Here is a 19639-nt window from a genome sequence, read left to right as displayed (position 1 = left end):
TGATAATTGGCGGTTGTTACTAAGTATCGATTTGAACAATATTCCATGTCTTTCTTCGTCTTGTCAGTAAATAATACCTTTGCCCTAAAAGCAAAGGTATTATTATGTCCACACAATCCCCTCATACAAACCCTGAACTCCTAAAGCAATGGGACAATGAAGCCCGTAAGCACGAAAAGCGCGTGTACTTCAATAAGCCCCAGCTGATGGCACAGTACATCGGTGCCAAGACAACAGTCATTGTCGCTGGTCGCCGTACCGGTAAAACAGACTCCATAGCCTCGCCATTCGTCTTAAGAAATATGCAGAGAATGCCCGGTTCCACTGGGGGAATTGTGGTTCCAACATTCAAACACGGCCTGACAAACACCATCCCTGGTCTGCTTGCAGCATGGAAGCGCTGGGGATATCTCAACGGTATCCACTACGTCGTTGGTCGCAAGCCCCCGAAGTCCTTTGCCAAGCCTATTACCGAGCCTGCTGACTATGAACACGTCATCACGTTCTACAACGGCTCCATAGCAGTTATCATCTCTCAGGACCGCCCTGGTTCTTCTAACTCTCTGACACTCTCTTGGCTGCTTATAGACGAAGCCAAGTTCATTGATTATAATAAACTGAAGGATGAAACGCTTCCCGCTAACGGCGGTATTCGTTCGTACTTCGGCCATCATTCGTTCAATCACTCAATGATGGTTCTATCCGATATGCCACAGACCCAGAAAGGTTCCTGGTTCCTGCATTATCGGGAGAAGATGGATCCAGAACTGATTGCCACCATTCAGGGCACCATCTATAAGATTTGGGAAACAAAGGAACGTATCGCCCGTCTGAAAGAGCAACACCAGCCCATTCCTCAGTACCTGAAAGGCTACTTGAAATGGTTGGACCAGTCGCTCAACAAGTTCCGCTCAGTGGCGGTGTACTACAAAGAGTACAGCACCATTGAGAATCTGCAGCTCCTGGGCGAAGAGTATCTGCGTCAGATGAAACGTGACTTGACACCCAAGACCTTTCAGACATCCATCCTTTGCCAGCGTATCGGCATCACACACGACGGATTTTACTCCTCGATGCAGGAGCATCACAAGTATGATGCCTCGAACTTTGCTTACCTCGACGAGCTCGGTTACGACAAGATCCTTAAGGAGACGTCACAGCAGAACTACGACATCAAGGCAGCTTCGCAGTTCAGCACCCTCGGCAGCTGTATAGACAGCCGCGCCGACGAGGATGTGAATCCCCTGGCCCCGATTTGCATCGGCATGGACTATAATGCTAATATCAACTGGATTGTAGCCGGCCAGCCATCTGGCTCCCGCCTGAATATTCTCAAATCTTTCTACGTCAAGTTCGAGCGTAAGATTCCCGCCTTGGTCGATGATTTCTGCGCATACTACGCTTATCATCAGAACAAGACGGTCATCTTCTACTACGACGCCACGGCCCTCGGCTCGAACTATGCCGTGAATGACCAGGACTTCCGCTACGTCGTCGTCCATGAATTTGAGCGCCACGGGTGGCAGGTACAAGATGTGTACCTAGGCAACCCTATGCGCCACGATGAGAAATACCTGCTCATCAATCAGGGCTTCGCCGGTAAGCAGCGCCTCATGCCGTTCTTCAATCGCCAGAATAATGACGATCTCATCCTGGCTATCCAGTCGGCTGGGGTAGAGCGGGGTAGATTGGGCTTCCGCAAGAACAAGTCTATGGAGAAGCAGCCCGAGTCTGAAGAGGACCTGCTCGAGCATCGTACTGACGGCACCGATGCTTTTGATACCCTGTACATCGGTTGTGAGAAGTTCCCCCAGCATGAAACATATCCCATATCTTTAGGTGGTATTATGTAAAATGCAATCTTTTCCAGTCTATTTGTAAAAGTTTAGTTCGTATTTCGGAAAAAGTGTCCGAAATCATACTGTTTTCTGGTGGTATCTGTTATTATTGAATATTAATTTTATAATTTTGCATCTCGTTTACGGATCATTAGATTTAATTATAGCAAAAATGGCAAATACAAAACATGCTGCGGCTCGAGAAATTATCATCGACCGCCTATTAAATAGACTACATGGAAGCTCAATAAAAGAGATGTTGGAAGCAGTAAATGACGGACTTGAGGCTAACGGATTTCCACCAGTTTCAAGCAACACTATTAGAAACGATATAGATACAATCCGGTATGTATATCGTAGGAAAATCCGTGTAGAACGTCGCAGTTATGAGAACTATTATCGTTATGAACAAATCGGTAATTCCATTTTCAAAAACACGTTCACTTTTGATGAGATAGAACATCTTCATTCGGCTCTGATGTCTATCCTTTTTTGTGACCCTATACAAGGTACTTTGATTTACGAATCCCTCTCACGTAGGCTTTCTGACATGCTTGAAGTTGATGTCGAAAGTGAACCTATTGTGCTTTATAAGAAAACTCCTTCTAAGTTAGCTTGTAAAATATTCAAGTCTATTTACCAGCATATCCGTTCTAAATCGCCAGCTCTCATTACTTGTAAGTCAAACAAAAAAGCTGAAGAAGTTATTGTTGTACATCCGTACTATATCATGTTCGACTGCCCGAAATATTATCTTCTTTGCCACGACTCTACAAATGAGTGTGCAGCCAAGATTCCAATTGACAGTATAATACACATCACCACTTCATATGACATAGAATTCATTCCAAACAAAGACTTCCCCCTGCAGGATTTCTATACCAAACATATGTCCAAAGATTAAATATCTAGTACTCGTCCTGCTATCTATAGTATTCACACTTATCGATAGCAGGACTATTTAAAAAAAAATAGTGTTTTGAGAATATAATACTAAAAAAAACACTATCTTTGCAACCATAAACCAATAATGATAATGAAAGAATATATAAGCTTAAGTATCTCCATTAAGAGTCTTCACGCTCTTCTTATAGTGGCATTCACATTTGCCGCTGTCTCGTTCGCATCGTCATGCAGCAAAGATAATCGCGATTGCAACATCATGCTTAACTATTATGACGAATCCACCCACCTCCCAGCTGCCACCACGGACAGTATCCACCGCTTCGCCACAAAGGTAGAAACATACGTAATAAAGAACCCCGAAGAAAAAGCAAATCCTCTCTACCCGGAGATAAGAAATAACATCACCAAAGCCGCACAGGCTGGAGGTATTAAACTTATAATTACAATAGACACAGCATGGGCCGGCGACACCACCATCTATTTCTAAATTCGAAAGTTCTGTCAATATTTAAATCTCAATCAAGAGAGCTCAAGACATTCTCTTTTCAACGCCCTACTTTTAAAATATTTTAAAATATCAATTATTCCCCCTTATCTTTCCCAAGAAAATAGTAAATTTGTAGCCAATTAGTAAACTTTGGCACAGCCATACTTACTACCCGACAAAGACCCACCAGGCAGAAATGCCAACAACATATGATATAACAAGACTCCCTTGCAGTGTATTAAAAGGTTTGGTCACCTGTCGAGACACTTGCTTGGGAGTTTCTGTATTTAGATAAAAACAAATTATGATTGAACATTGGTATGAATATTTGCCCGCAGCATGGTTTACCCCTGAAGGTCGATGGTATGTAGCTATTAGCGTCCTTCTTTTGCTGGGAATTGCATTTGCTATAGGCTTTATGTTAGGAAAGAAGTATAACAAGCCAAAGGTTTCAACAAATACAATTAAGTTCAACTAAAAATATAAACCTGAGACAAAGAAGTAACAGCAACAATGACAATAAACGATATATTATCCGAGATACGCCTAAAATCACTTACAGAAAAGGCGAAAGGTTCAGATTTTGAACGTCTGATGAAGTTCTGGTTCCTCACCGACCCACGTTATTCACAGCTTGAAGAGGTTTGGCTGTGGGAAGAATTCCCTGGTCGCAAGGCCTTTGGAGGCAAAGATCTTGGTATCGACCTTGTTGCCAAAACAGAATATGGCGACTACTGGGCCATCCAGTGTAAGTGCTATGCAGAGGACGCTACCATCGACAAGTCTGCCGTAGATAGTTTCTTAGCAAACGCAAGCCGCACCTTCATTGACGCTGATACATTCCAGACAAAAGAGTTTAGTAATCTTGTTTGGGTGCAAACATCACGCAAGAAATGGGGCCCGAATGCTGAACAAGCAATACAGGGCTTGAGCAAACCATTCAACCGCATTTCGCTCTATGACCTCGAGATATCTGCTGTAGACTGGGAAAAGCTTCGCAACAACATCTATGGCGACGAGGCTAGACTATCTGGCAAGCAGCCAATGAGACACCAGTTGATTGCCATGTCCAAAGCCTACGAGTATTTCGTTGAGAAAAAGCATGATAGAGGAAAGCTGATTATGGCGTGTGGTACAGGTAAGACCTACACATCGCTCAAAATCATGGAGCAAATGACCGACAAGGACGCCTTTGTCGTTTTCCTGGTTCCAAGTATTGCCCTTCTTGGACAGACTCTGAATGCATGGATGGCAGACAAGCAAGACCCATTGAAGGCTGTTTGCGTCTGCTCTGACGCCAAGGTTACTCGTCAAATGATTGACGCTGACGAAGAAGACGCCAGCATCATCGACCTTGCTGTTCCGGCTACTACGAACACCAAGTCTATTCTTCAGCAGCTCCGTCGCTACGACAAGGACGATAGCAGAACGGTAATCTTCTCCACTTACCAGAGTATCGATGTTGTCAAAGAAGCCATTGATGCTTATGGACGCGAAGTCGACCTGATTATCTGCGACGAAGCTCACCGTACAACAGGCGTTATCCTGAAGGATCGCTCCGAAAGCAACTTCACGAAAATCCATAATAATGATTTCATTCGTGCAAAACGTCGCCTCTATATGACCGCCACCCCACGCCTTTACAGGGAGTCAGTAAAAATTAAGGCTAAAGAAAATGATGATGTTCTTTGCTCAATGGACGACGTCGATATCTATGGCGAGGAATTCCATCGTTTAACTTTTAACGATGCTGTTAGTCAGGGCCTTCTGACCGATTATAAGGTATTGGTTTTGACTGTCAGTGAAGACGACATTCCTCAGGCTATCCGTACAAGAATCAAGGAACAGTACACGATGGCTGCTGATAAGGATAAAATCAAAGAGCTCCAGTTCGACGATGCTACAAAGCTTATCGGTTGTATCAATGGACTTTCAAAGCGTATCAAAGGCGACAACGGAGTTACTAAGGAGCAAGACCCAATCCTGATGAAGCGTGCTGTTGCTTTCTGCCAAACCATCAATCCCACAAAGAGCAACCCAAATTTCTCTTCAAAGCAGATTGCCACTTATTTCCACAGTATCTGCGAAGAATATAAGGAATCTATTCGTGAAGAGGATTGTCCCGATGTTGTAAACGTCTATGCAAAGCATATTGACGGATCAATGGATGCAAACACCCGTAACGGCCTAATCTCATGGCTTAAGCAGGACGCAGAAGACCCCAACGAATGCCGTGTTCTTTGCAACGTCCGCTGTCTCTCAGAAGGTGTCGACGTTCCTGCATTGGATGCTGTTCTTTTCCTTTCTCCACGAAACAGTGAAGTTGAAGTAGTACAATCTGTAGGTCGTGTTATGCGTTCATTCGGTAAAGGCACCGACCACGAAAAGAAATACGGTTACATTATCATACCCGTCATCGTTCCAAATGACGTAACACCAGAACAAGCTCTTGTAGACAACGAGCGTTTCAAGGTCGTATGGACCATCCTCAACGCCCTTCGTTCTCATGATGAGAACTTCAACGCTCATGTCAATCAAATTAATTTGAACAAGACGCGTCCATCAAAGATTACTGTTGCAGGTGTTCCCCACGGCACATATAGTGTTGGTCATGAAGCCCCTGACCGTGTGGGAGAAGAAGCTATTCAGCTTTCAGGAGAAGAAGTTGCCCGCCAGCTGGAACTCCAGTTCGGAGAACTTCAGGACGGCATCTATGCCCGCCTTGTTGAGAAGGTTGGCGACAAGCTATATTGGGAAAACTGGGCTAAGTCCGTTGGAGAAATTGCCCAGAAATTCATCCAGCGTATTGCAACTCTTATCAAAGAAAACGCCAAAGCCCGCGAGTACTTTAACGACTTCGTTAAAGGTTTGCACAAGAACATCAACGATAGTGTCGACACTGGCCAGGCCATCGAGATGTTGGCACAGCACATGATTACACGTCCTGTTTTTGATGCACTTTTCAAGGACTATCAGTTTGTCAATAACAACGCTGTTTCCCGCTCTATGCAAGACATGATTGACGTTCTCGAGGCCGAAGGAATGGAGATGGATACCGCTGTTTTGGACAAGTTCTACACATCGGTCCGAAACAACGTTAGCAACATTGATAATCTGGAGGGCAAGCAAACCATCATCAAGAACCTCTATGAGAAGTTCTTCAAAGGCGCTTTCCCATTGACTGTCGAAAAACTGGGTATAGTATATACTCCAGTAGAATGTGTGGACTTCATTATACACTCTGTTGAAGACATCCTCAAAGAGGAATTCAATACTTCGTTGACAGAGGAAAACGTCCACATCCTCGACCCATTCACAGGAACAGGTACGTTCATTACCCGTCTACTCCAGAGTGGACTAATCCGCAAGGAGGACATGCTTCGCAAATACCGTAATGAAATCCATTGCAACGAAATCGTGCTGCTGGCTTATTACATTGCCGACGTGAATATTGAGTCTGTTTATCACGATTTAATGCATCCTGACAGCTATGAAATGTATGACGGTATTTGCCTTACTGATACATTCCAGCTGAATGAACACGGTGACAACGATATCTTCTCCCAGCTTTTCCCAGAGAATTCAAAGCGTCTACAGCGCCAAAAGAAAGCTCCAGTCCGAGTTATTATTGGTAACCCACCATATTCTATTGGTCAAAAATCCGCAAATGACGATGCTCAGAATTTGAAATACCCGCACCTTGATAGCAGAATAGAAAAAACGTACGTTAAAGAAGCATCTACCACTTTAAAAAATGCTCTATATGATAGCTATATAAAAGCTTTCCGTTGGGCATCTGACCGTATCCACTCTATAAACGAAGGAGGTATAATAGGTTTTATCAGTAACGGCATGTGGATAGATGGAAATACTCAAGAAGGTATGCGTAAATGCCTACGTGATGAATTTACATCAATATATGTATTTAATTTGAGGGGAAACGCAAGAACCTCTGGAGAGCAGCGCAGAAAGGAAGGAGGAAGCGTTTTTGGCGAAGGCACCCGAACACCAATAACGATAACGTTACTTGTAAAAAATCCTACTAAAAGAGGTGAAGCCCGGATTTTTTATCACGACATTGGTGATTACCTTACTCGCGAGCAAAAGCTAAAGGTTGTTCATGATTTTAATTCTATAAGTAATATTGAATGGTCAGAATTAGAACCAAATGAGAAAAATGATTGGATAAATATGCGTGATGGCTTATATGATTCACTTATTCCAGTATCTCCAGACAAGAATTCAATCAAGCCAAAGAGTATTTTTAATAATATAGTTTTAGGTATTGCAACAAGTCGCGATAATTGGGTGTATTCATATGGTTGTTCAAAATTACAATCATCTATTTCCAACATGATAGAAGTCTACAATTCACAGTTGGGGAAAAAGGATTCAGAATTATTCTCTGACCCTTCAAAGATAAGCTGGTCTGCAAATTTAAAAAAATACCAATCAAACAACAAAACGCTCAAATATGATAAATCATGTATAAAAGAGGCGGTATATAGGCCATATCAGAAACAATATGTGTATTATGACTCATCTCTGATTGAACGTCCTGCTCAGTGGAAAAATTTATTTCCATCAGAAGAAACTGAGAATATTATTATATGCGTTAGTGGTATGGGTAATAATAAAGAAAACCCGATTTCTATTACACATTCCATAACGGACTATAATAGTTTAAGTGCTGGCGCCAGGTGTTTTCCTCTTTATTGGTACGAAGAAAATAAAATTCAGCAACGCTCGCTCTTTGATGATGTTTCCAATGAAAAATATATTCGTAGAGATGGTATAACAGACTGGATTCTTAAAGAAATTCGAAGCCGTTATGGTGGAGCTAGAAACATCACAAAGGAAATGGTTTTCTACTATGTATATGGAATTCTACACTCTCCTGCATACCGCGAGCGTTTTGCAGCCGACCTTAAGAAGTCATTACCACGTATTCCTATCGTAGAAAACGTGAACGACTTCATGGACTTCTATACGTATGGAAAGAAGCTGGCCGACTTGCATCTGAACTACGAGACAGTTCCTGCATATCCTGGAGTAATCGTACATGGCGACCGCAAGCTTACAGGCACAGATGCCGACTATGACTACTTCCGAGTTGTAGATAAGCTGCGTTTCAAGTCTAAGCAGGACAAGTCCACAATCATATTCAACGGTAATATCACCATCGAAAATATTCCAGCTAAGGCCTACGAATATATTGTAAACGGTAAGTCCGCTATTGAATGGATTGTTGAGAGATACTGTGTCAGTCAAGACACAAAATCCCTCATCAGGAATGATGCTAACGACTGGGCTCGTGAACATCACCAGCCCCGTTACATCCTGGATCTTCTACTCTCCGTTATAAATGTCTCAGTCCAAACTGTCGACATTGTGAATGCATTACCTAAATTGAAGTTTGATTAATTAGTTCGAGTGTTATGACGAGTGACCACATTTTGATTAGCTTTCCTCCCATCAATTTTGAAAGAGCTTTGACATACCTTAAAAATATGTCAGGTCCTTTGTCATCACTTATTGATGATTTTTCAAATCTAAGTGAGGAGCAGATGGCTTCATACAATTATCCCCCTTATGTATCGAAAATGAAAACAGATTACTTAAACGATAAGTTCGGGAAGGATTCTGCTGGTTTTAAAAGTTTCAACTCGGCTATATTGGCTATAAATCTGTTGAAGGCATGTGCTAAACTCAATTTGGCTATCTATACTTTACGCGATAAGTACAAAGCTATGGAGTTGCAGTCAAACAGAGGTTATGTAGGAGTTAGCTATTATTCTACTCCTGCATGGTATAATTCTACTGACGAGGATGTACTTAGAATTAAAAATTCAGCAATCGCAGTAAGAGACCAGCTTCATGGATATAGTAAAAAATATACAGTCGATGGTTTCGAAGAGAATTTTATTAACACAATAAAGTATAGTGTATATTCTATATGTGACAAATTCTTTGTGGACACAAAGACCGTTACAGAAAAAGCAACAGAAGCTGGAGCTAATGTTGTTAGTACAATTATGGCCATCGTCATTTTCTGTTCTCTGTTTTGGTTAGTGGCTAAATGTGCAACAAGTTTATAACAAATACGTAGTTATGGCAGAAATAACACCAGTATCAAAAGAAGCCTTTGCAGTAATGGCTGCATGCGAAGAGACCAAAAAGCCCTTCGCAATTACTGTTGACCCAAAAGGAGGCAACCTAAAATTCGTTTGGGCTTTCAAGATTGATAAAGCCAAGGCACTTCGAGAGCGTTTTGATGCGCATAAAGTAAGAGGTGCCGTTATATACGATGCTAATTTTCCTGGCTGTCCCCACTGTCACACCAATCAATTCTGGATTTGTGGCTGTGGTACCGTCGTTTGTTGGCATGGACAAAAGCACGTTACATGTCCAAACTGTGGATATAGCGGAGGTTTGGAAATGGTTTCAAGTATTGAACTATCAGGTGGAGGATTATAATAAAACAAGATATGGAACTAAAAGTAAATGACAAGGTCAATTTGACCATTGGAACAACCGCAACTGTTAAGAAAGTACTGGGAAGCGGTGGACAAGGAACTGTTTATCTCGTTGATCTTGCAGGTCAAGAGATGGCACTTAAATGGTACCATACATCCCCAGGTGATGCTTTCTACAAGAATTTGGAGCATAACGTGAATGCTAAAGCTCCAAGTGATGCTTTTATCTGGCCAGAATACCTGACCGTAAAAGAGAAAGGCAGCTATGGATATATCATGCGCCTTCGTCCTAATGATTACTTTGAATTCGGAAACTATCTGCTGGCCAAGAAGAGTTTCAAGTCTTTCGATGCTATGCTGGCTGCAGCTATGAAGATCTGTGATGGCTTCATGAAGCTTCATTTGCACGGCTACAGTTATCAGGACTTGAACGATGGTAACTTCTTTATCCGACCAACAGATGGTGACGTTCTTATATGCGATAACGACAACGTAATGCCACAAGGTGAAAAGTCTGGCATTATGGGAAAAGCTCGCTATATGGCTCCAGAGATTGTTGCTGGAGGTAAACCAGACAAATACAGCGACCGCTTCTCCTTGTCTGTTATCCTATTCATGCTTTTCTATGCAAACCATCCTTTCGAGGGTGCAAAAGTTGTAGCATGCCCATGTATGACCGAGAAATATGAAAAGAGCTTCTACGGTAGTGATGCACTTTTTATTTTCAACCCAAATGACAAGAGCAATCTTCCTGTCCGCGGCGTTCACCAGAATGTTATTCGTCGCTGGCCAGTGTTCCCATCTCTTCTCAAGGACACATTCATTGAAGAATTCAGTGAGGATAAACTAAAGAATCCTCAGAAGAGAATCATTGAACAAGCCTGGCAGAAAATCATCACACAAGTTCGTGATGAATTAGTAGTATGCCCACACTGCCACGAAGAGACTTTCCTTGACCTGAAGGCTGGAAGTCATAAGTGCATTAACTGTGGTAAAGACATCGATGTTTCAAGGCAGTTAAAGATAAACAACCGAAATCTTATCTTGACTCCAGGAACTAAGCTCTATATTGACAATGACAACATACCTGATGGAGAAGTGGGTGTTTTCCCAAATGACGACAAATTGTGTATCGTTCGCAATCTGACAAATTCAAGTTGGCATGTTGATACACCAAGCGGAAAGGTCAAAGTTGTAGAACCAAACGACTTCATGCCTGTACTAAACGGACTGAAGATTTCATTTGGTTCAAGTATAAAAGGCGCACCAGGCGCAAAAGGAGAAATTTTAGCATAACAAATAAACTGTAGAACTATGGGATTATTAGACGAAACCGTAAGTGTTCCTCGTAGAACAATGACCCTGTTCTTCCTGATTGATACATCTGGAAGTATGGAAGGTAACAAAATCGGCGCCGTAAACGACGCAGTAGCTAACGTATTGCCAATGCTGGACGACATCTCTGAATCAAACCCAGACGCAGAGATTAAAGTTGCAGCACTGGAATTTTCAAGTGGATGCACTTGGCTGTATGACGAGCCTAAGCTTGCTAAAGACTTCATTTGGCAAGATGTTGTAGCAGGTGGCCTCACATCTCTAGGCCAAGCATGCCAAGAACTGTCAGCAAAACTGTCTCGTTCTGGTTTTATGCAGGCAGCAAGTGGTTCATTTGCACCAGCCATTATTCTTCTTTCAGATGGTGGTCCAACAGATGACTATCAGTCAGGACTTCGAAAACTGAAAGATAACAACTGGTTCAAAGCAGCTATTAAGATTGCAATTGCTATCGGCGACGATGCTGATAAGGACGTGCTGAAAGATTTCACAGGTTCTTCTGAAGCAGTAATACCAGTGCACAACATCGAGGCCTTGAAGCAAATAATTCGTGTTGTCGCAGTTACATCTTCACAGATTGGTAGTAAGAGTAGTACTGCAGGTGACACAACAAAACAGGAGCAGGTAATTAAGGACGTACAAGACGCTGCTAAGGATATCGATGGTGCAGAACCAGCAGATAGTACCTCTGTAAACAACGTCGATAGCAGTCAGTACATTGACGATTGGGGGTAATATATGATTAAAGCATATAGCTTTTCTTGTCAAGGAGAAAGTCATAAAGCAACAGACAAAGTCTGTCAAGACTACTCCATGGCTGTAGCTGATGACTCTCTCTCCGTGGCCATTGTTTGTGATGGTCACGGAGGTGAGCCATATTTCCGTAGCGACGTAGGTGCTGAATATGCGGCAGAAGCAGCATTGCATTCAATCACCTTTTTTGTCGAAAACGGTGGAGGTGACCTTTTCAAAGGCCAACCATTCACAGCTGTTGGCACGACCAAAGCCGAAGCAGTAAAAGACAAGCCAACGAATGTCGACAAAGCTATGAGACAGCTTTTCTCCTCTATTATCTACCAATGGAACGAGAAAATAAAAAAGCATGCCCAAGAGAACGAGCTAACAGAATGGGAAAAAGCAAACGTACCTCAAAAGTATCTTGATAGGTTCTTAGCATCAGAAACCTTCGAAAAGCATTATGGCTGCACGCTGATGGTATATGTTCAAACCAAAGACTACTGGTTTGCATTTCATATTGGCGACGGTAAATGTTATTCATTCCAGGAAGACCCTATATGGGATGAACCAATTCCATGGGACGACGATTGTTTTCTGAATAAGACCACTTCATTGTGCGACTCACAAGCAATCAACGAGTTTCGTTATTGCTATGAAGGTGATGGCAAATTCCCAACTGCCATATTCTTAGGTTCTGACGGTATGGACGATTCATTTGGTGCTGAAACAAATCTGGTGAATTTCTATATTCAGGTCATGAAACTTCTGGTTGATGAAGGTTTAGATAAAACAATACTGTCGATAGAATCCGACCTGCCCCAACTCAGCAAAATTGGAAGCAAGGACGATATGTCTATTGCGTTTATCTACAATCCCGAAGAACTGAAGGAACATATTACAGACTTCATCCAGTACCAGATTAATACTACTCAAGACAGCGTACAGCAGCTTAACACTCGTATAAAAGAGCTGGAGAATAAAATTTCTGGGACAAAGTTCATTCGAGACGAAAAAGAACGTATCGAACTTGACTATGCCAAGAAGGACTTAAGTCGTGCCAAAGAAGATTATTTCAAACAGCTTAATAAATACGACGTTTTGATGCAACAACTCTCAAAAGAATATTCTAAAAAGTAATCATATAAATAACTAAGTACTACCAAAATTATGGAGCTATATAATGCCTTAAAAAACATTGTATCACTGCAAAGTGCAGATATATTGAAGGATGCTCGCCTAGTGAACATTCTAAGCGATTTTAAAGCTTATGAAGAATTTGCAGCAGCAAAGTTCGTAATAAAAAGTTTGATTTCAGAGGGCCTGATGGCAAAATTTATTTTTGAAGGTCAATCGCAGAATGACTATGAAACTATAATAGCAAATAACAAGCAGAACTTGGTTGACAATTATGGCTTCAAGGAAGGCTTATCTGAATATGTTTTGAAAAGCATAGCTTTTGCATTAGGATGGATAGAAGACATTCCAACCATGAATAGTGACACCGTATCTACGGATACAGGAACAAAAGTAGAACCCGATATTGAAGTAGAAGATGTTGATGATGGAAAGAAACACCTGACTTTCCGTCAAATTCCTATTACGGGCAATGTACAGAATTTTATTCGAAAACTCGAATCACAAGGTTATACAGTTACAAACTCATATAATCACGAGTACAATGTAGCAATATTAACAGGAAAATTTGCAGGTGTAAATAATTGCCAAATTTTAGTTGTAGGAACACCTATTTCTATGTTAACATGTAGAGTTGTGATAAGTCTTCCAGAGCAACAAATATGGTTCTCTCTTAAATCAGAATATCAAGAGTGGAAAAATAAACTCACAACAAAATATGGCACTCCTCAGAGTTATGAATATTTTTCAGAACCATATTATGAGGGGGATGGATATGAGATGTCTGCTCTAAGCAATGAGCATTGTCAGTATTCATCATATTTTACAGACAAAGAAACTGGGGGAACTATTGTTGTACGCATGTCACAGAACGGATGCGTAACGATGGTATACGAGGATAAGCATAATTCTGACATAGGAGAAAGTGAAAAGAACAATATAGCTAACGACGATTTATAAAACTTAGTATGGGAGATTGTAAATTTTGCGGTAAAGGTGCAGGGCTTTTCTCTCACGCTCACAAAGAATGCGAAGAAAAGCACATCCAAGGCATTACTATCTTGGAGGGTGCTCTTCGCTCTTTTTTTAAGAATAGTACGCCGCCGCAGGAGTTACAAAAGGTCGTACTTCTCGCTAGACAATCATACTTCGCTTCAGAAGATGACATCGCTGATTCTACATCAAAGTGCATAGATGAATGGGCAAACGTAATCCATTGGCCATTTCATACTCAGCACCTGCAGAAGGTAAAAGATCTTTTGAGTTGCATTACAATATCGTATAGCAAAATCAACAAGTCCGGTGCACTTGATAGGCTTTGCCAGAAAATGCTAAGAGGTTTTATGGCAGAGTACTTTACAGGCCAGAAGCAACTACAGCGCAGCTTGCAGATTTCTGAACAAGTAATGCGTACTATGCCACTGACTAGACAGCAGCAGCAGGATGCGTACTATGAAATGCTGGGTCAAGCAGGAAAAAACTACCTAAAAAATGGTCTTATGTCACCATCTGAACAACAAAAGGTAGATGAATATGTTTCCACTTTAGGCTTATCATTAATAAATCTCCCACCTTCTTTGAAGGGTTCACATATCGAGGAGCTTGGTCAATCCTCAATCCTTTCTGACCTTCAGGCTGGCCGTCCACCACGCTACAACATCCAAGCTCCTATTATTCTTACACGCGGTGAAACAGCGCTTTGGTGCTACAATAACGTCACAATGTATCAGGAGAAAGTCCGAAAGGAATTCGTTGGTAGTCACAGTGGATTTAGCTTCCGCGTAATGAAAGGTGTAACATACCGTACTGGCGGATTCAAAGGTCATCCTGTAGAAACCAGTTATATGGAAAATATGGGTCTGGGAAGTCTTTACGTTACAAATAAAAACATCATCTTTATGGGACAATCACGTAGTATCAAAGTCCCATATACAAAGATAATTGGAATAAACCCATACTCTGATGGTATGGAGGTTCAAAGAGATGGAAATAATGTTAAGCGCCTTGTTTTCCAAGGTTTTGACTGCTCATTTATTTTGAATGTTATTAACCTGATATAAAAGAAAGCGACAATGAATATATTCTCAAAATTATTTGGTCATAAAAATCAAAAAGAAACTAATCAATCAGAATTACTAGATAATTCTGAAGAAGAACTGATTTTTGACGATCCTCAGCCCCAAAAAGTACGATTCATAGATTCCTATGTTAAAGATAAACAGACACAAGTAAAAGGACATAAAGATACCTATGTTGAAGAATCCCCAAAAACAAATGAGCCTAAAGACATTCCTGAAGCTATTAAATTTATAGTCTCAACACTGGGGCGTGCCTCCTTGAACAATAGAGGATTTATTAATATTTTGAATGATTTTCATCTATTAAAGGATAATCCAGCAGCTAAAAATGTTTTGTTAAGCATGTTAGATGAAGGATACATTAAAAGGATGACGTCTGTTAACAGCTGGGAAGTAGAATCATTATCCATCTGCCAACAGTATGTGAATGAATTCGGTACCAAGCAAAATTTAGTCTCATTTATAATTAATTCTTTCGGTTATGGCTTGGGGTATATTAAAGAAAAACCAACATTTCTGAATGAGTCAAAAAAGACTAAGAGTAAAGAAGTGTCAGAACAAGTATCTACGGAAAACGTAATTATTGAGACTAATGAAGACTATGACCCACATAGAGACCTTCCAGATTACAGCTTCCCTAACTGGGATTTACTTGAATTTCCCAACAGACCGTACATGGATAAGGCTGAAATAGACTCAATACGTGATAGAATTATCGAAATTCTGAAGAATTCATTTAGATTTGAAATATCTTCTATCAAGTTAGTTAGGGGAGCAAACGTTGACTTCTGGGAAATAGAACCTGCTCCAGGAATGAGTTTTGGGTTATTAAAAGATGCAGAAGAAGAATTTACTATGTTCCTTTCCCCTAAGGGAGTGAGAATTCTTGCACCTATTCCTGGATCTAATAAACTAGGAATTGAGGTCCCGCGAAATAATCCAGATTGTCTATACTTTCAATCTATAGTTAATTGTAAAGAGTTTGAAAGGTCTTCTATGGAACTCCCCTGTGTCATAGGAAAAGAAACAAACTCTAAGGTATTCATGTTTGATTTGTGTACTTTACCTCACTTATTAATAGGAGGAGCAACTGGACAAGGAAAATCAATTTGTATTCATACAATTTTACTTTCATTACTATTCAAAAAACATCCATCAGATTTAAAGTTAGTCTTGATTGACTTTAAAAAGATAGAGTTGAGCGCTTATGCTGCCATCGCAAATCATTTTTTGGCTGCTCATGTGGATTATGATAAAAATCCAATCATCTCCAGTTCTGAACAAGCCCTTAAAACCTTTGCCGCTTTAAAGGTCGAACTTGATTCTAGATATGAATTAATAGCATCTTCTGGAACGAGAAACATCCAAGATTACAACAAGAAATTCTGTAGCAGACGTTTAAATCCTGCAGACGGACATAAGTTCCTACCATACATTGTCATAGTAATTGATGAATATAGTGAACTAATGAACGATGCTTCTAGAATACTTGAACCTATTATTCTCGAAATTGCAAAAAAAGGCAGAACAGTTGGGATACATCTTATAATCTCCACAAATCGCCCTACTGCCGACGTAATAAGTACCAGCATTAAATCAGAGTTAACGGGAAGAATTTCATTTAGGGTTAATACCACGACTGACTCAAGGCTCATCTTAAATTATGGTGGAGCCGAGAAACTCGTAGGTAACGGAGATATGTATTTTACCGCAAGAAACAGTGGACTACTAAGAATACAATGTGCACAACCTTCATTTGAAGACATAGATAAAGTATGCAATTTCATCCAAAAGCAAAAAGGATATTTCAGTGTTTATGAACTCGATGATTATATTCCAGAGCCACTTCCTCCTATTGACTTGTCACATCTAGACCCACTTTTTGATGATGCCGCACGTCTAATTGTTATGTATCAAAGTGGTTCGACATCACTTATTCAAAGAAAATTCGCCATCGGTTATAATAGAGCAGGATTAATAATGGACCAGCTTGAGAAAGCTGGCGTGGTAGGTGCCGCCATGGGTTCTAAGCCTCGCGAGGTTCTTATCAATGATGAAAATTCATTAAATAACCTATTAAATTGTTTAAGATAAAAAGTATAATAAATATGGATCAGATAAGTCAGACATTTTTCACAGAAGAAACGCTGAATTATATTTCGTTCATCTTCTTAGGTATAGTAGTACTGTGTTTTCTTATTTCATGGATATATTTCGTATATCAGAAAAACCAGGACCGACTTATTGAAAAAAGACGCTGGATAGAGAACCTTCCAACGTTTATTTCTACGATTGGTGTACTTGGAACTTTCGCAGGTATCACACTGGGCCTTGTAAATTTCGACCCTAACAATCTTGATGCAAGTATTCCTCTATTGCTTAGCGGCTTGAAAACTGCTTTCTTTACATCACTTGCTGGTATGATAGGGTCACTTTTCCTTTCCAAAATAGTAAGTTCTGGCTATGACAGCATAGACAAAGGCGTATCAGACATTAATTTGGCTGCTGGCTTGATTACGGAATCCGTTGCAAAGATGGAAAAAGCCAGTGCCGAAAAAATGAACTTAATCACCCAAAAACAGGATGAGTTTATAAATAAGATGGGCTTAATTTATCAAAAACAAGAGTCCTTCTTTACTTCTCTTTTATCTAAGATTCAGGAGCAATCAAAAGACTCTCAAGAAATGAGAACAGCTTTGAATATTATGGCAAACCACACAAATGAGGTTGTTAATACTGTAGGCAAAGCATGTTCTATAACTGCCGACATTGCCCATACTAATTATGAAATCAAAAATACCTTAGATGAAATTGCAAGCCACTCTAATGAGAGTGTTGCTATAGTAGGCAAAACTTGTGCGGTTGCTGCAGATATCGCTAAAACTAATAGTGAGTCTCAAGCTTTACTGAAGGATAGATTTGAAGCAACTATCCAGAAGTTGGATGACCTTAATAACGCTATCGATGGTAGATTGGAAAGTATAACAATTTCTGTAGGAAACGTCGAAGAAGCGTTAGGAAATCAAACTAAATCTGTTAACACGCTCAACGACTCCGTTAAAGCTGTCAACGACAATGTTGCTGAAATTGTAGAAGCTTCTACTGGAACTTATTCAACCCAGAATGAGATTATCGATGAAATAAAGAAACTAAGTCCAGTTATCAGAGACGAAGTGACTGAAATTGAGGAAAAGATGAGTGAAACTAATGTCCTCTTAACAGAGAAATTCGAGGAGTTCTCTGAGCTATTGAGAAAGAGCAATACTGAGGCATTGGTTGAAGTAATGAAGGGCGTTACTGAAGAGTTCGAGAAACAGATGAACGCTCTGATAAGTAAGCTGATAAAAGAAAACTTCGAACAGCTAAACGAAAGTGTTGGTCGTATGATTACATGGCAAGAGGAAAATAAGAATATGATTACTTCGTTGACAAGTAAATACACACAAATGAATACCAACTTCGAAGAAACATCGACGACGCTTAAAGAAGTTGAAGCAGACACAAAACTTCTTATTAACGACGGCGGAAAGCTACATCAAATTGTACTGGGCCTTGAACAAGTGATGGCTAAAGATAAAGACTTCGTTGCTACAGCAAAGGCAATGAGAGATGCAGCAGAAGCTAATTCTAAGAATATCGCAGAATATAAAGAATACACCGAGAACTTGAATAAATGGGTGGAAAAGCAGCGTAACTTTGCACAAGTTGTCAATGACCTTATTTACAAACTTGAAGAGCTTAACAAACTCCGTGACTACAACAATGAGTTCTGGGCAGATGCCAAGAAGAATCTTATGGATGCTCAAAAGCAGCTACACGATAGCGCGCAATTCTTGCAAGGCGAAATTCAGACCCTTGACCAGCACTTCTACAATAGGTTGAGTGAAACGCTCTCTCAGCTTGATGTATGTATTCAGGCGATGATTAAAGATAAGAGATAAGTATGGCGAAACATAATGTATGGATGTCTGTATCTGACCTGATGACAGGTTTGATGATTATTTTCCTCTTCATTGCGATTGCATATATCAGTCGCGTGAAGAAGAACCAGAATGTGCTAACAGATTATGTAGACACAAGGACGCAGTTGCATGATAAATTAGTAGATAAGTTTAAAAGCGACACAGCCAGATGGCAAATGACAATTGGCCATGACTTGTCTATGCGTTTCAACAACCCCAGTGTTTTGTTCGCAACTGGCAGTTATGATTTAACACCAGAGTTTAAGGAAATACTCGACGAGTTCCTTCCTAAGTATTTTGATATTCTCGTTAACGACCCGCTTCACGAGAAAATCAAAGAGATTCGAATTGAAGGCCATACTGATAATGTTCCTGCTCCTCAATTCAACAAAGACCCGTATATAGCAAATACTATTCTTTCACAGCTTCGTTCTGTTAGTGTCTTGATGCACATTAGAAATATGCCGGCTTTTAACAACTACACAGAAGAACAGCGAAGAATGATAGAATTTTGGCTTACAGCAAACGGTCTTTCATACGGAAGAGCACTTGATGCGGATGGTAACTTCTGCTATGACTCTAAGAATCCTATTGACCTAGATAAGTCAAGAAGAGTGGAATTCCGCATTGTTACATCTGGTGAAGAGGTATTGGAGAACTTCGTAAAAAAGAATAAAGATTAAAG

At 40.5% G+C, this 19639-nt stretch carries 15 protein-coding genes; all 15 read left to right on the top strand.

What is annotated here, in order from left to right:
* Positions 1-104 precede the first annotated feature (104 nt).
* The 15 genes from BLU97_RS06450 (at position 105) to BLU97_RS06385 (ending at position 19637) form a co-directional block, all read left to right on the top strand.
* Positions 105-1853 carry a hypothetical protein gene (locus BLU97_RS06450; RefSeq protein WP_074760761.1) on the top strand — a complete coding sequence of 583 codons (1749 nt, stop codon included), beginning with the start codon at positions 105-107 and terminating at the stop codon, positions 1851-1853.
* Between the two features lie 157 nt (positions 1854-2010).
* Complete coding sequence (locus tag BLU97_RS06445; RefSeq protein ID WP_074760760.1) at positions 2011-2742, top strand: hypothetical protein; 732 nt, start codon at positions 2011-2013, stop codon at positions 2740-2742.
* A gap of 132 nt (positions 2743-2874) precedes the next feature.
* Positions 2875-3231, top strand: coding sequence for a hypothetical protein (locus BLU97_RS06440; RefSeq protein WP_139208879.1), 357 nt, complete (start codon positions 2875-2877; stop codon positions 3229-3231).
* Between the two features lie 304 nt (positions 3232-3535).
* Positions 3536-3709: a hypothetical protein gene (locus tag BLU97_RS15975; protein WP_175456317.1), complete on the top strand. Its 174-nt coding sequence runs from the start codon at positions 3536-3538 to the stop codon at positions 3707-3709.
* A gap of 35 nt (positions 3710-3744) precedes the next feature.
* On the top strand, positions 3745-8655 hold the full coding sequence (locus tag BLU97_RS06435) for a DEAD/DEAH box helicase (RefSeq protein WP_074760758.1): 4911 nt from the start codon (positions 3745-3747) through the stop codon (positions 8653-8655).
* 86 nt (positions 8656-8741) lie between these two features.
* Positions 8742-9329 carry a hypothetical protein gene (locus BLU97_RS06430; RefSeq protein WP_139208877.1) on the top strand — a complete coding sequence of 196 codons (588 nt, stop codon included), beginning with the start codon at positions 8742-8744 and terminating at the stop codon, positions 9327-9329.
* A gap of 13 nt (positions 9330-9342) precedes the next feature.
* Positions 9343-9708 carry a TerY-C metal binding domain-containing protein gene (locus BLU97_RS06425; protein WP_254771673.1) on the top strand — a complete coding sequence of 122 codons (366 nt, stop codon included), beginning with the start codon at positions 9343-9345 and terminating at the stop codon, positions 9706-9708.
* Between the two features lie 11 nt (positions 9709-9719).
* Positions 9720-11003 carry a protein kinase domain-containing protein gene (locus tag BLU97_RS06420; protein ID WP_074760756.1) on the top strand — a complete coding sequence of 428 codons (1284 nt, stop codon included), beginning with the start codon at positions 9720-9722 and terminating at the stop codon, positions 11001-11003.
* Between the two features lie 18 nt (positions 11004-11021).
* Positions 11022-11777, top strand: coding sequence for a vWA domain-containing protein (locus tag BLU97_RS06415; RefSeq protein ID WP_074760755.1), 756 nt, complete (start codon positions 11022-11024; stop codon positions 11775-11777).
* Positions 11778-11780: 3 nt separating this feature from the next.
* A complete protein-coding gene (locus BLU97_RS06410; protein WP_074760754.1) occupies positions 11781-12917 on the top strand; it encodes a protein phosphatase 2C domain-containing protein in 1137 nt (378 codons plus the stop codon).
* 30 nt (positions 12918-12947) lie between these two features.
* The gene (locus BLU97_RS06405; protein ID WP_074760753.1) at positions 12948-13874 is read left to right on the top strand and encodes a hypothetical protein; all 927 of its coding nucleotides are present in this window, start codon (positions 12948-12950) and stop codon (positions 13872-13874) included.
* A gap of 8 nt (positions 13875-13882) precedes the next feature.
* Positions 13883-14974: a hypothetical protein gene (locus tag BLU97_RS06400; RefSeq protein ID WP_074760752.1), complete on the top strand. Its 1092-nt coding sequence runs from the start codon at positions 13883-13885 to the stop codon at positions 14972-14974.
* A 12-nt stretch (positions 14975-14986) separates the two neighbouring features.
* The gene (locus tag BLU97_RS06395) at positions 14987-17086 is read left to right on the top strand and encodes a DNA translocase FtsK (RefSeq protein WP_074760751.1); all 2100 of its coding nucleotides are present in this window, start codon (positions 14987-14989) and stop codon (positions 17084-17086) included.
* Between the two features lie 14 nt (positions 17087-17100).
* Complete coding sequence (locus BLU97_RS06390; protein ID WP_139208875.1) at positions 17101-18933, top strand: hypothetical protein; 1833 nt, start codon at positions 17101-17103, stop codon at positions 18931-18933.
* Positions 18934-18935: 2 nt separating this feature from the next.
* On the top strand, positions 18936-19637 hold the full coding sequence (locus BLU97_RS06385; protein WP_074760749.1) for a flagellar motor protein MotB: 702 nt from the start codon (positions 18936-18938) through the stop codon (positions 19635-19637).
* Positions 19638-19639: the final 2 nt, after the last annotated feature.

Origin of the sequence: Xylanibacter ruminicola (genome assembly GCF_900107775.1) — a bacterium.
In the GTDB taxonomy this organism is placed as follows: domain Bacteria; phylum Bacteroidota; class Bacteroidia; order Bacteroidales; family Bacteroidaceae; genus Prevotella; species Prevotella ruminicola_C.
Note: the sequence above shows the minus strand (reverse complement) of the source record. Positions and strands in the feature narration are given on the sequence as shown.

Bases quoted from the DNA above. Each gene is read 5' to 3' on its own strand.
- BLU97_RS06450 (WP_074760761.1), top strand. From the start codon at position 105: ATGTCCACACAATCCCCTCATACAAACCCTGAACTCCTAAAGCAATGG.
- BLU97_RS06445 (WP_074760760.1), top strand. From the start codon at position 2,011: ATGGCAAATACAAAACATGCTGCGGCTCGAGAAATTATCATCGACCGC.
- BLU97_RS06440 (WP_139208879.1), top strand. From the start codon at position 2,875: ATGAAAGAATATATAAGCTTAAGTATCTCCATTAAGAGTCTTCACGCT.
- BLU97_RS15975 (WP_175456317.1), top strand. From the start codon at position 3,536: ATGATTGAACATTGGTATGAATATTTGCCCGCAGCATGGTTTACCCCT.
- BLU97_RS06435 (WP_074760758.1), top strand. From the start codon at position 3,745: ATGACAATAAACGATATATTATCCGAGATACGCCTAAAATCACTTACA.
- BLU97_RS06430 (WP_139208877.1), top strand. From the start codon at position 8,742: ATGTCAGGTCCTTTGTCATCACTTATTGATGATTTTTCAAATCTAAGT.
- BLU97_RS06425 (WP_254771673.1), top strand. From the start codon at position 9,343: ATGGCAGAAATAACACCAGTATCAAAAGAAGCCTTTGCAGTAATGGCT.
- BLU97_RS06420 (WP_074760756.1), top strand. From the start codon at position 9,720: ATGGAACTAAAAGTAAATGACAAGGTCAATTTGACCATTGGAACAACC.
- BLU97_RS06415 (WP_074760755.1), top strand. From the start codon at position 11,022: ATGGGATTATTAGACGAAACCGTAAGTGTTCCTCGTAGAACAATGACC.
- BLU97_RS06410 (WP_074760754.1), top strand. From the start codon at position 11,781: ATGATTAAAGCATATAGCTTTTCTTGTCAAGGAGAAAGTCATAAAGCA.
- BLU97_RS06405 (WP_074760753.1), top strand. From the start codon at position 12,948: ATGGAGCTATATAATGCCTTAAAAAACATTGTATCACTGCAAAGTGCA.
- BLU97_RS06400 (WP_074760752.1), top strand. From the start codon at position 13,883: ATGGGAGATTGTAAATTTTGCGGTAAAGGTGCAGGGCTTTTCTCTCAC.
- BLU97_RS06395 (WP_074760751.1), top strand. From the start codon at position 14,987: ATGAATATATTCTCAAAATTATTTGGTCATAAAAATCAAAAAGAAACT.
- BLU97_RS06390 (WP_139208875.1), top strand. From the start codon at position 17,101: ATGGATCAGATAAGTCAGACATTTTTCACAGAAGAAACGCTGAATTAT.
- BLU97_RS06385 (WP_074760749.1), top strand. From the start codon at position 18,936: ATGGCGAAACATAATGTATGGATGTCTGTATCTGACCTGATGACAGGT.